This window comes from Salinispora goodfellowii, from assembly GCF_059570675.1.
On the sequence record NZ_JCANTD010000008.1, the window covers coordinates 83,731 to 95,468 of the forward strand.

10 protein-coding genes and 3 pseudogenes are annotated in these 11,738 nt (G+C 71.0%); 3 read left to right on the forward strand and 10 right to left on the reverse strand.

Going from position 1 to position 11,738, the window contains the following annotated elements:
- Nucleotides 1-38: 38 nt before the first annotated feature.
- The 3 genes from T398_RS11425 to T398_RS11435 form a co-directional block, all read right to left on the reverse strand.
- Nucleotides 39-707, reverse strand: coding sequence for a hypothetical protein (locus T398_RS11425; protein ID WP_496446485.1), 669 nt, complete (start codon nt 705-707; stop codon nt 39-41).
- Between the two features lie 114 nt (nt 708-821).
- Entirely contained in the window at nt 822-2,039 is a 1,218-nt protein-coding gene (locus T398_RS11430) for a glycosyltransferase family 4 protein (protein WP_496446487.1), read from the reverse strand.
- Nucleotides 2,036-2,206, reverse strand: coding sequence for a hypothetical protein (locus T398_RS11435; protein WP_496446489.1), 171 nt, complete (start codon nt 2,204-2,206; stop codon nt 2,036-2,038). The genes T398_RS11430 and T398_RS11435 overlap by 4 nt, the downstream gene beginning before the upstream one ends.
- A 289-nt stretch (nt 2,207-2,495) precedes the next feature.
- Between T398_RS11435 and nhaA the strand changes: the two genes are divergently transcribed.
- On the forward strand, nt 2,496-3,806 hold the full coding sequence (gene nhaA / locus T398_RS11440) for a Na+/H+ antiporter NhaA (protein WP_496446491.1): 1,311 nt from the start codon (nt 2,496-2,498) through the stop codon (nt 3,804-3,806).
- Nucleotides 3,807-3,931: 125 nt separating this feature from the next.
- Here nhaA and T398_RS11445 read toward each other — a convergent pair whose 3' ends face one another.
- From T398_RS11445 to T398_RS11465, 5 genes are all read right to left on the reverse strand, one after another.
- A complete protein-coding gene (locus T398_RS11445) occupies nt 3,932-4,519 on the reverse strand; it encodes a TMEM165/GDT1 family protein (protein WP_496446493.1) in 588 nt (195 codons plus the stop codon).
- 294 nt (nt 4,520-4,813) lie between these two features.
- Entirely contained in the window at nt 4,814-5,779 is a 966-nt protein-coding gene (gene egtD, locus T398_RS11450; RefSeq protein WP_496446495.1) for an L-histidine N(alpha)-methyltransferase, read from the reverse strand.
- A gap of 50 nt (nt 5,780-5,829) precedes the next feature.
- The gene (egtC, locus tag T398_RS11455; RefSeq protein ID WP_496446496.1) at nt 5,830-6,576 is read right to left on the reverse strand and encodes an ergothioneine biosynthesis protein EgtC; all 747 of its coding nucleotides are present in this window, start codon (nt 6,574-6,576) and stop codon (nt 5,830-5,832) included.
- A gap of 10 nt (nt 6,577-6,586) precedes the next feature.
- Entirely contained in the window at nt 6,587-7,921 is a 1,335-nt protein-coding gene (egtB, locus tag T398_RS11460; RefSeq protein WP_496446498.1) for an ergothioneine biosynthesis protein EgtB, read from the reverse strand.
- Nucleotides 7,918-9,150, reverse strand: a complete 1,233-nt coding sequence (locus T398_RS11465) for a glutamate-cysteine ligase family protein (RefSeq protein ID WP_496446500.1) — start codon at nt 9,148-9,150, stop codon at nt 7,918-7,920. Before T398_RS11465 ends, egtB begins: the two co-directional genes overlap by 4 nt.
- Nucleotides 9,151-9,364: 214 nt before the next feature.
- Here T398_RS11465 and T398_RS11470 point away from each other — a divergent pair, with 214 nt between their 5' ends.
- Nucleotides 9,365-10,705 (forward strand): serine/threonine-protein kinase, encoded by a 1,341-nt coding sequence (locus T398_RS11470; RefSeq protein WP_496446632.1) that lies wholly within the window; start codon nt 9,365-9,367, stop codon nt 10,703-10,705.
- 28 nt (nt 10,706-10,733) lie between these two features.
- Here T398_RS11470 and T398_RS11475 read toward each other — a convergent pair.
- A pseudogene (locus T398_RS11475) lies at nt 10,734-10,853 on the reverse strand (DUF305 domain-containing protein); the annotation flags it as partial.
- Between T398_RS11475 and T398_RS11480 the strand changes: the two are divergent.
- A pseudogene (locus tag T398_RS11480) lies at nt 10,815-11,444 on the forward strand (LVIVD repeat-containing protein); the annotation flags it as partial. The pseudogenes T398_RS11475 and T398_RS11480 sit on opposite strands and share 39 nt — an antisense overlap.
- Nucleotides 11,445-11,569: 125 nt before the next feature.
- Here T398_RS11480 and T398_RS11485 read toward each other — a convergent pair.
- A pseudogene (locus T398_RS11485) lies at nt 11,570-11,686 on the reverse strand (MerR family DNA-binding transcriptional regulator); the annotation flags it as partial.
- Between the last annotated feature and the right edge of the window lie 52 nt (nt 11,687-11,738).

Sequence of the window (11,738 nt, forward strand, 5' to 3'; positions counted from 1 at the left end):
AAACCGCCGGTTGCCGGCAGCCGGAAGGGTCTGCCCACTCACCGCGCCGGTACGGCCTGACCGATCACCTCCGGGTATCGCTGCTCCAGGTCAACCCGGGCGAGCGCGCCCACCAGCCAGGCCAGCCGCTCGGACCGGCCGCTACCCGCCAGTCCGGCCAGGTCGCCGGCGGAACGCCCGAGGCCCAGGCGGCGGGCCGCGGCCAGCGCCCGCCGATCGGCGACCGGCGGCACCTCCGCCCAGAGTGCCTGCACCTCGCGGAGAAACAGGACAACCGCCGTATCGTCCACCCCGGGCAGCTCGGTGAGCAGGGCACGTTCCCGGTCGGCATCACGGGCGGCGACCACCCGCAACCGGCGCAGGTCGCCCCGGTACCGGTCAACGACCTCCTGCGCCAGCTTCCCGAGGGTGTCGGCGGTCTGCTCGGTTTCCGCGCGGAAACCGCAGTCGCGCAGCAGCCCGACCCGCTCGGCGGGCGTGGAGCGGGCCAGCCGGGCGGCACTGTCCCAGCCATTGACCTGCAGGGCGCGGGCCACCGCAATCGCTCGCCGGGCGTCGCCGCGGCGGGACAACAACACGGCGAGGCAGAGCAGCTGGAAGAGGCTCGACGGGTTGTTGGTGGTGCGGAAACCGTACTGCTCAGCAAAGCCGCGTCCGCCGCCGGCGAGCCGGCGGACCAGGCGCTTCTTGTCCTCGATTGTCGGCATGGGCGGCGACTACCCGCCCCGGCCGGCGCCACTCCTGGCTACCCGGCACCGCTGCCACACACCCACCCGGCTCGCCAACGCCACCAGCCGCACCGCTGGTGGCACGCGTCGCCCTCACTGTCGGCGTGCGCTGACGGCCTCGTCCAGCAGGCTTTCGATCCGTTCCACTCCGGCGGGCATCGACATCTGCCGCAGGTACGCCTCCCGACCCCGCCGCCCCATCTCGGCACGGGCGGCCGGCGGGATGGTGGTGGCCAACCAGAACCGGTCGGCGAGGGCGTCCCACTCCTCCGGCGGACACGACAGTCCGGCCCGGGCCCTCTCCACCACCTCGGCGGTGTCGCCACCGGCCGAGGCGATCACCGGTGCCCCGCAGGACAGGGCCGTGGGCAACTTGCCGGGCAGGGTGCTGCATAGTTCGGGCCGGTCCCGAAGCATGACCAACTGGTAGTCGGCGGCGGCGTACAGCTCCGGCATCTCCAACGGTGAGCGCCGGTCGACGAACCGCACGTTGTCGGCGCCCAGCTCGGCGGCGAGCCCCCGCACCCGCCGCTCCTGCTCGCCCGACCCGACCAGCACCAGATCCATCCGCTGGTCGAGGGCCGCCGCCGCCCGTACCGCTGTTTCCAGCCCTTGTCGGGCGCCGATGGTGCCGGCGTGCATGACCACGCAGCGGTCGTCGCGACGGATCAGTTGACCGGCGGCCGGGCTCGGCGGAGCCGGCTGGAAGATCCGCTCGTCGGTCCAGTTGAGCACCACCTCGACCCGCCCCGGGTCGGCCCCCTCGGTCACGACGAGGTCCCGCAGCGAGGGGGCCGCGACCGCGACCCGGTCGGCGCGGCGGTAGGTGGCGGCCATCGCCCTGGCGAGCCGACCGGTCCACCGATCGGGCTCGCCGGCCGCTGGCTCCGGGCCCGTCCACACGTCCTGGACGTGCACGACCGCCGGCACCCGTCGAAGCGCGCGCAGCAGGCGGGCGGCGGCGAAGGCGGTGGCCGGCGGCTGGTGCACGTAGAGGGCGTCGACACCGGCGAAAAACCGCCGGCCGACCAGCGACACGCTGCCCGCGAAGGAGCGGGGGCCGGACCACCGGCCGCGTACCTGGCCGCTGCGGCCAACGTAGCGGGGCACCCGCCGCACGGTCAGCCGCTCGCTGCGGGTCTCGTGGCGCCAACGCTGACGCCAGCCCGGGTAGGTGTGCCCGCCCGGATAGTCCGGAAATCCGGTCAGTACCCGGACTTCGTGCCCACGACGGGCCAGTTCCTCCGCGAGGCTGCCCGGGATGAAAGCCGGTTCCGGTGGAAAGTGATACGCCAGGATGCCGATCTTCATCGTTGCTCCCCCGTTGCCAGCAGGGCGGCCGGGTTGCCCCGCTGGCCGCTGTCCATGTACGAGTCCGCCCTGCCCAGCGACCCGAACGGTTCGCTCTGGTACTCGTCGAGCGCCCGGCCCCGCAGGTAGGCGCGCTGCAGTGCCGGGTGCAGGCGGTAGCGGTCCATCAGGTACGCCGCCGCACCGAGCCGAAAGCCCCAAAGAAACTCATAAAAGCTCCTAAGCTCAACTTATACTGTGAAACCATTACAACGCCTCATACATCAAATATCCGAAGTTTCGCCATTCGATCGATAAGCCCGACACCCCGGGAGAAGCGGTGTGACGGGGGCAAGGTCACGTCGTCTCCGCTCGCCGTCCCGTTACCCGCCTAGATAGAGTGGTGAGCGGTGTGCCGGGAAGCCTGGTCGGCGAACGTTTCCTGCTGCTCTGACACCGCTTGGATGGACCGCGCGTATGACCGACCGCACCCCGCCCCCGGGCCGCGCCCGCCGCCTCTTCTCGCGTACCTCCTGGCCGGAGGCCCGCTTCCTGGCTGACGTGCTGCGGACCGAGACCTTCGGCGGCGGCCTGCTACTGCTCGGCGCGGTGATCGCGCTGCTCTGGGCGAACTCGCCCTGGGGCGACTCCTACTCCAACCTGGCATCGTGGGTGCCCTGGCCGGGCGGGTCCGACCTACACCTGAACCTGGACCTCGCCACCTGGGCGGCCGACGGCCTGCTAGCGATCTTCTTCTTCGTGGTCGGGCTCGAGCTCAAACGCGAGTTCGTCGCCGGCGACCTGCGCGACCCACGACGTGCCGCCCTGCCGGTCGTCGCGGCGGTCGGCGGCATGATCGTTCCGGCCCTGATCTACGTCGGCATCAACCTCTCCGCCGGTGGCGAGAACCTGCGCGGCTGGGCCATCCCGACCGCCACCGACATCGCCTTCGCGCTCGCCGTGCTGGCGGTCATCGGATCCCACCTGCCGCAAGGGCTCCGCGCCTTCCTGCTCACCCTGGCCGTGGTGGACGACCTGCTCGCGATCACGGTCATCGCCATCTTCTACACCGGCGACTTCAAACTCATGCCGCTGCTGCTCGCGCTGCTGCCGATCGCCCTCTTCGGCCTGCTCGTGCAGCGCCGCAAGACCTGGTGGTGGGCGCTGATCCCGCTGGCCCTGGTGGCCTGGACCCTGGTGCACGAGTCGGGCGTGCACGCCACGGTGGCCGGCGTCCTGCTCGGCTTCACGGTGCCGGTCCTGCGCGGCCGGGAGGGGGACAAGCACGGGCTCGCCGAGCACCTCGAGCACCGCTGGCGGCCGATCTCCGCCGGCTTCGCCGTCCCCGTCTTCGCCTTCTTCGCCGCCGGAGTGTCCCTACGCGGTGCCGACCTCGGTGCCGTGATCACCGACCCGATCGTCGTCGGCATCGTCGCTGGCCTGGTGCTCGGCAAGGTACTCGGTATCTTCGGCTCGACGTTCCTGCTCGCCCGGTTCACCCGCGCCGAGTTGGACCGGGACATCACCTGGACCGACCTGCTCGGCGTCTCCCTGCTGGCCGGCATCGGATTCACCGTGTCGCTGCTGATCGGTGAACTCGCCTTCGACAGCAATGCCGCCGATGACAACGTCAAGGCTGCCGTACTCAGCGGGTCGCTGATCGCGGCGCTGCTCGCCTCCGTCGTGCTGACCCGCCGCAACAAGGCATATCGGCGCATCGCCGTGAAGGAGCGGGTGGACAGCAACCGCGACGGGGTACCCGACGTCTTCCAGCACCGTAACGACTGACCGGGCCGACCGGTCGCCAGCGGACGCCACCCCGCATCCGCCGGCGCAACTGCCATCGCGGCAGCGGGCGAAACCGACCGAGTTCGGTTCGCCCGCTGCCGGCGGCCGACGTACCGCCGGAAAGGTCAGCCGAGCTGCCCGACCGCGTCCAGGATCAGCCAGAGGCCGCACCCGGCGAAGAGCAGCGCCGCACCGAAGCGCACGGTCCGCTCGGGCAACCTGCGACCCAGCAACCGCCCCACCATGATCGCCAAGGCGTCCGCGGCCACCATGCCGAGCGTGGATCCGACCCAGGTACCGAACCAGCCGTACTGGGTCGCCAGGGTGATGGTCGCCAGCATGGTCTTGTCGCCCAGCTCGGCGAGGAGGAACGCGACGCCCACCACCACCACCGCCGGCCGGCCCGACCGGTTCGCCTTGCGGCGCTCCTGCTCGGTGAGGCGGTCGCCGCGAAGCGTCCAGGCGCCGAACCCGAGAAACGCCACGCCGGCGAGGAGCGCAATCCATCCGGTAGGCAGCGCCGCACCGAGCCCGTAGCCGATCGCCACCGAAGCCAGGTGTACGACGGCCGTGGCCACGGTGATGCCGACCAACACCGGCAACGGTCGAAACCGGGTGGCAAAGGTCAGCGCCATCAGCTGGGACTTGTCCCCCAACTCGGCGACGAAGACGACGCCGAAGCTCACTCCCAGCGCAACGAGGAAACCCGCCATGACATCCTTCCGATCCGGCCGGAAAGAGGCACGGAGGGACCTCGACCCGGCTACCAACCTGGGTCGAAGGTCTCGCCCGCCCCGCCGAGCGGGGCCGTGTGGCCGGGTGCCGGAACACCAGTGTGTCGACCACGACGTTGGGGGCTACTCCCCTTCGCGCCGACCACCCTAGCCGACCACCGACGACGCTGATGTCGGCGGACCGGCCGGGCCGGTTGGTCGAGGAGGGCCGGGCCGGTGAGTCGAGAAGGGGGCCGGGCCGGTGAGTCGGAAAAGGGGGCCGGCGGCGTCCGCCTACTCGGCGCGGGCGAGCGTAACGCCGAACAGGCCGCCCGGATCCGTCCAGAACTCACTGGTGACGAAGCCCGCCGCGCGCAGCTCCGCCGCGATCCCCTCGGGTCGGAACTTCGCCGAGACCTCGGTCCGTAGCTCCTCCCCAGCGGCGAACGTCACCTCGGTGTCGAGCACCTGCACCCGCATCGGATGCCGGGCCCGCAGCCGCATCTCGATCCACTCCCGCTCCGGATTCCAGAGCGCGACGTGGTCGAAGGCCGCTGGGTCGAAATCGGCACCCAGCTCCCGGTTGATCACCCGCAGCACGTTGCGGTTGAACTCGGCGGTCACCCCCGCCGCGTCGTCGTATGCGGGAACAATGACGGCCGGATCCTTCACCAGGTCGGTGCCGACCAGCAGCCAGTCCCCCGGCTCCAGCGCGGCGCGCATCGCCGCCAGGAACTCGGCACGCTCGGCCGGCAGCAGGTTGCCGATCGTCCCGCCGAGAAACACCACGAGCCGCCGCCCACCCGCCGGCAGCCGATCAAGATGCCGGGTGAAGTCGCCAACGATTCCTCGGACACGCAGGCCCGGGTAGTCCACGGCGATCCGGGCGGTGGACTCACGCAGCGCGCTCACCGACACATCCAGCGGCACAAAGGTGCCCAGGTCGCCGTGGCGGGTGAACGCGTCCAACAACAGCCGGGTCTTCTCCGAGGAACCAGAGCCCAACTCGATCAGCGTCTTGGCGCCGCTCACCGTCGCGATCTCAGCAGCCCGCTCCAGCAACACCGCCCGTTCGGCCCCGGTCTGGTAGTACTCCGCCAGCCGGGTGATCTCCTCGAAGAGCTGGCTGCCCCGAGCATCGTAGAACCACTTCGGGGACAACCACTTCTCCTCGGCGGTCAACCCGGCGCGGACCTCCTGCCGCAGACTGCGGCCCAGGTCCTGCTCTTCGAGGTGGATCTCCAGCGGCTCTGCGCTCATGTCTGTTCCCTTCCTCATTGACGTCTCCGGCGGTATCAACGACCTGACGGTCACTCCGCCAGCAGGGCACCAGTCCGCACCCCGGTGGCGGTCGCCACCACCAGCTGCCCCTCTGGCACTGCCTGCCAGTCGGGGTCGTCGTCGTGCGGCTCGGACGCCAGCAGCACCGAGTCCGGCGTCCGACGGATCGACAGGCTGTGCCCGGCGACGCTCGCCACCGCCGTGTGCCCATCGGTCAACAGCAGGTTGAGCCGGGACCCGGGGGCGGCCCGGGCAACCGCCACCACTGTCTCCGCCACGGCGCGGGCCGGCTCGACCCCGGCGCGCAGCCGGTGCCGGACCAGCGCCCAGAGCAGCGCCGCATCGGTGGGCGCGTCGAGGGTGAGCAGGTCACGCACCGGCAACGCGCCAGCGAGCGAGGCCATGCTGTCCGGCCAGCCGCGCACCGCCCCGTTGTGACTGAACAGCCACCGCCCCTCCAGAAACGGCGCGGCGGCCGACTCGAGCACCGGCATGCCGACGGTCGCGGACCGGACCGCCGCGAGGATCGCGCCCGCCCGGGTGACGCCGGCCAGCTGGGCGATCGTCGGGTCGGTCCAGATCGGCTGTGCCCGCCGGTAGCGGACCGGATCACCGTCGTCGGAGTACCAACCGACACCGAAGCCGTCGGCATTGATACACCCGCCACGGCGCATGTCCTTCGGCGCCCAGGACTGCTGGACCAGCGACGCCGGCGGATCGAAGAGCAACTCCCGCAGGGTGACCGGCGGCCCGAGATAGACCAGGTGACGGCACATCAGCGGGCCCTCACTCGGGTGCTTCTTCGGGGGCGACGTCCCGGGCGCAGCGGAAGCCACTGAAAATCTGCCGCCGAATGGGATAGTCCCAGTTACGGAAGGTGCCCCGGCAGGCCGCCCGGTCGGTACCGAACGATCCGCCGCGCAACACCCGGTAGTCGTCGCCGAAGAAGACCTCGGAGTACTCCCGGTACGGAAAGGCCGTGAAGCCGGGATGGCCGCGGAAGGTGGTCGAGGTCCACTCCCACACGTCGCCGATCAGCTGGTGGACACCGAGCGGCGACGCACCCGCCGGGTAGGCCCCGACCGGCGCCGGCCAGAGGTGCTGCTGGCCGAGGTTGGCGTGACTGGCCGTCGGGTCCCCGTCGCCCCACGGGTAGCGGCGGGACCGACCGGTCGCCGGGTCCCAGCGGGCCGCCTTCTCCCACTCCGCCTCGGTCGGCAACCGCTTTCCCGCCCAGGTGGCGTAGGCCTGCGCCTCGTACCAACCGACGTGCACCACCGGCTCGTCGTCGCGTACCGGCGCCCACCGGCCGAAGCGGCGGTAGGCCCAGCCGTCGCCGTCCGGGTGCCAGTGCAACGGTGCCGTCAGGCCCACCTCCTGCCGGTGCGCCCACCCCGCGGTGCTCCACCACCGTGGGTCGCGGTACCCACCCTCGGCGATGAAGGCCGCGTACGCACCGTTGGTGACCGGTGCCGCGTCGATGACGTACGCCGGCAGGTGCACCCGGTGAGCGGGGCGCTCGTTGTCCAGCGCCCAGGGGTCGGTGTCGGTACCCATGGTGAACTCACCGGCCGGAACCAGTACCTCCCCGCCCACCCGGGCCCGGGGCTCCGGCGGCGGCGGCGCGGCGAAGACAGCCGGACCGGAGCGCAGCTGGTGGGTCGCGAGCATGGTCTCGTCGTGCTGCTGCTCGTGTTGGACGATCATGCCGAAGGCAAAGCCGTCGGCGACCAGCCGGCGATCGGTGAAGGTCACCCCGTCGAGGAGGTCGAAGACCTTGTCCCGGACCGTCGACACGTATGCCCGCGCCTGCGGCGGCGGCAGCAACGGCAGCGCCGGCCGGTCCCGGCGAGGCTGCTTGAAGGCGTCATAGAGCTCATCGATGTCCTGGCGGACCGGCTCCCGGCCGCCCACGTCCCGAACCAGCCAGAGCTCTTCCTGGTTGCCGACGTGGGCGAGGTCCCAGACCAGGGGCGACATCAGCGGTGAATGCTGTCGCACCAGGTCGGCGTCGTCAACCGCGTCGGTCAACACCTCGGTACGGGCCCGGGCCCGGGCCAGCTCCGTCGCGATGTGCTCCCGCAGTCGTACCCCATCGGGCCGGTCGGTCGTCTCGGTCACCGCCGCCTCCTTCCCGCGGCCTCCCGCCGCCGTCGTACGCCTCGGTCAAGGTCGTCGTGCAGTACGGCCGGCAGCCCCAGCCGGGGCAGCGCGGTCAGCGCCAGATCCAAAAGGTCGGCGGCCGTCGCCGCGAGAGCGTCGTCGTGCAGGCCATGCCGGGCGGCGGCGATCCACCGCTGCGCCTGCGCCCCGACGAGCGAGCGGGCGGCCCGGGTGACGGCCGGTTCGGAGAGTAACGCGGCGACCACCGCCACCGGCACGGACCAGCTGCCCTCCGGCTGGGCGTCGAGGTAGCGCAGTTCCAGGTAGCCGCGGGGACGCACCGGCGGAAAGAGCGTGCTCACGTGGTAGTCGAGATCATCGACTGTGGGGGGCCGGGGCAACGCGCCAGCGAGCCAGTCGGCGAAGGTGACGCCGACCGGAGCCGTCCAGTCCGGCCCATCCCGCACGCAGAGCAACGGGGCAGCGAGGACGTACGCCGTCCAACTGGCGATCGGATCCGCGGTGCCCTGCTCGGGAGTCCACACCGCCCGGGTCCGCGCCGGGTCGATGGCCAGCCACGCGGCCATCCGGGCCGAGACCCAGCCGGTCGCTCGCCCGGCATGCCGGCCGGCGGTGGCGAAGGCGGCGATCAGGGGGGGACCAATCGCGTGTGCCGTGGCCCAACGGTCGGCGAGCTGATCCGCCTCGCCGACATCCAGGCAGACCTGGAGGCCGGCGGTGCTGTACATCATCCTGCGCCCGGCCGGGCCGCGGCGATCGAAGACCTGGCGCATCGCCCGGTACCGCGGGGTCTCGAACACGGGCCGGGGTAATCGATGAGCATCGATCCCACCGGCACCGAGGACCAGCCCGGCCCGCTCGAGCAACGCGGTGAGTTCGGCGATCTCGGCTTCGGTGGCGGTGACGAGGGCCACGACCGAGGTATGTGTTGCGGTGGAAATCTCCACCTGCCCGCCGGGCTCGACGGTGACGGAGCCGCCATGCCTCAGCGGCTGGGCGGGGCTCGTCGTGTCCAGGGTGCGGGGGCTGTGCGGCCCGAGGGCTGCCCGTAGGCGGTTGGCCCCCACCGGGCGGGCGGGGTCGACCGCATCGTGCACGGTCCATTCAAGCTCGACGCCGACCCATCGGGGCGGGCCGGTCTTGAAACAGATCCGCGACAGGTGGCTCGCAGCCGCGGCCGAGGAGGTCAGGACCGTGCCGTGGTCCACCTCCGGCGACGTCACCATGGTCCGGTCCCTTCGCCGCGCCGACGTCCGACCCGTGCCACCGTAACGCGGATCACCACGAAGGTGGATGCCCACGAGCCAGCCTCCCTCTGTCTAGCAGACGAACTTCGTGGATCGGGTGGAATACCAGTAGCACGCGCGGCGGGTGGGACTCCGCGGCGCAGCGTCCCCGCCCGCTGTGGGTACGGTGTTGGGCGTGTTGACATCGGGTGTCGTGCTCAGCGGTCGATACCGCTTGGACGAACGAATCGCCACCGGCGGCATGGGGGACGTCTGGCGGGGCGTCGATCTGATCCTGGACCGTCCCGTGGCGGTGAAGGTACTGCTGCCAACGCTCGTCCGTGACCCCGATTTCATCACCCGGTTCCGCTCCGAGGCGCGGATCATGGCCGCCCTGCGGCACCCGGGGGTGGTGCAGGTCTTCGACTGCGGCGCGGACGAACTCCCCAACGGCGACCAGGCCAACTACCTGATCATGGAATTCGTTACCGGCGAACCCCTGTCCCGGCGGATCGAGGCCGCCGGTCGGCTCGACGTGGCCGAGACGATGTCAATCGTCGAGCAGGCCGCAACGGCACTGGAAGCTGTGCATCGCCGTGGCGTCGTGCACCGGGATATCAAGCCAAGCAACCTGGTGGTGCAGGAGAACGGTGCCGTTGTGCTGGTCGACTTCGGGGTCGCCCGTTCGACTGGCATGACGAGCATCACCAGCACCAACGCCGTACCGGGAACCGCGCTCTACATGGCACCGGAGCAGGCCGCCGGGCGACCGGTCTCCGGTGCCACCGACATCTACGCGCTCGGGGCGGTGGCCTACTGCTGCCTCAGCGGCAGCCCGCCATTCACCGGTGAAAGCCCGCTGCAGGTCGCCGTCGCACACCTCGACGAAGAGCCCCCCGAGCTACCCCACGACATTCCGGAGGCGGTGCGGGCGCTGGTCCGCCGAGCCCTGGTGAAGAACCCCGAGAGCCGGTTCAGCGGCGGATCTGCGATGGCAGCGGCCGCCCGCGCCGCGGTGTCGGACCCCACCGCGGCAACCACACCGGCGGCTCGGCTGGATCCGGCGACGCTGCGCACTGCCGAGCCGAAGACGCTCGCCGACAATCCGGTCGTTGACACGTACCACCCCAGCCGACGCGGACCGCTGGTTGGGGCGGTGGCCACCGCGGTGGTGGCGGTCGCCGGCCTGGCCGCGGTGGTGGCTCTCGGCGCTGCCGCGGACCTGCCGGGCGGGACGCCGTCGTCGGCGCCGACGACCACGGGTGACGACGAGACAGCCCCGCCGTCCGTCGCGACCACCAGTTCGGTGCCGGAGCGCCCCCATCAACCGGACGGGTCTACCAGCAAGCCGCCGCCGGCACCGACACCAACACCAACACCGTCGGCATCGACATCGACATCGGCATCGGCGGACCCGTCGCCGAGCCCAAGCGAGCCGCCGACCTCCTCCGAAACGCCCGAGCCGCCATCGCCGAGCCCCACGCCATCCCATCCGAGCGACGACCCCACGACGACGCCACCGGCCCCGACCACCACCCCCGGGGCAGGAGCGTGACCCGGAGCGCCGGAGCGGTATCGGCTGGTCAGCTGCCGAGCAGTTCCTGCATCCGGCCGATCTCGGCGTTCTGCTCGACGGCGACCGAGTTCGCGAACTCCAGCAGCACCGGCTCCGCCCCAACCTTCAACAAATCGATGGACATCTCCTGCCACTGGAAACACCGCTCGACGCGACGAACAGCGACCTCGCCTTCCAGGGCCGGTACGCCTTCGCCGGCAACTACAACGGCTTCGTTATCTACGACATCTCGCGTCCGGCCGCACCGAGGGTCGTCTCCCGCGTGCTCTGTCCGGGCTCGCAGAATGACATCTCCGTCCACGGCGACCTGCTCTTCCTCTCCACCGACTCGCCCCGCAGCGACGACTCGTGCGACAGCATCAGGGTGCCATCGAGCGAGACCCAGTGGGAGGGCATCAAGATCTTCGACATCAGCGACAGGGCCAACCCCCGCTACCTGAAGAGTGTGCAGACCGCCTGCGGTTCACACACCCACACACTGGTGCCCGGACGAAACAAGGCGACGATGTACATCTACGTCTCGTCGTACGGCCCATCGGACACCTACCTCGGCTGCCCGCCACCGCACGACTCGATCTCCATCGTCAAGGTGCCGGTGCACCGGCCCACCGACGCGGCGGTGGTGGCCACCCCGAACCTCTTCCCCGACGGTGGCTATGAGGGCGTGCCGGGGCAGAAGTCGGCGACCAGCGGTTGCCACGACATCACCGCCTATCCTTTCGTCCGCTACCCAGAGCTGAACGCACCGACCCAGACCGGCCGCTTCGGCTGGTAGCCGACGGGCAACCGCGCAGCCCGATCGCATCGTGGGGCCGGCCTCCATCCGGAAGCCGGCCCCACGTCTCGCTCGGCGGTCCGACGTGGTTCAGCGACCGGCCGGAGCAGGCCGATGCGGTCATAGTGTCGCAACATCCGCACTGGTACCCGGCCGAGTCTGGCGAAGTCTCCGATAGTGAACATGGTCCCTCCACGATCGGCCCTGACCCGATGTCAGAGTCAACCCTGGGCCGTC

What these genes read in the sequence shown, in the direction of transcription:
- T398_RS11430 (WP_496446487.1), bottom strand. Translation starts at nt 2,039, where the DNA reads ATGAAGATCGGCATCCTGGCGTATCACTTTCCACCGGAACCGGCTTTC.
- T398_RS11425 (WP_496446485.1), bottom strand. Translation starts at nt 707, where the DNA reads ATGCCGACAATCGAGGACAAGAAGCGCCTGGTCCGCCGGCTCGCCGGC.
- nhaA (WP_496446491.1), top strand. Translation starts at nt 2,496, where the DNA reads ATGACCGACCGCACCCCGCCCCCGGGCCGCGCCCGCCGCCTCTTCTCG.
- T398_RS11435 (WP_496446489.1), bottom strand. Translation starts at nt 2,206, where the DNA reads ATGGACCGCTACCGCCTGCACCCGGCACTGCAGCGCGCCTACCTGCGG.
- egtD (WP_496446495.1), bottom strand. Translation starts at nt 5,779, where the DNA reads ATGAGCGCAGAGCCGCTGGAGATCCACCTCGAAGAGCAGGACCTGGGC.
- T398_RS11465 (WP_496446500.1), bottom strand. Translation starts at nt 9,150, where the DNA reads ATGGTGACGTCGCCGGAGGTGGACCACGGCACGGTCCTGACCTCCTCG.
- T398_RS11445 (WP_496446493.1), bottom strand. Translation starts at nt 4,519, where the DNA reads ATGGCGGGTTTCCTCGTTGCGCTGGGAGTGAGCTTCGGCGTCGTCTTC.
- egtC (WP_496446496.1), bottom strand. Translation starts at nt 6,576, where the DNA reads ATGTGCCGTCACCTGGTCTATCTCGGGCCGCCGGTCACCCTGCGGGAG.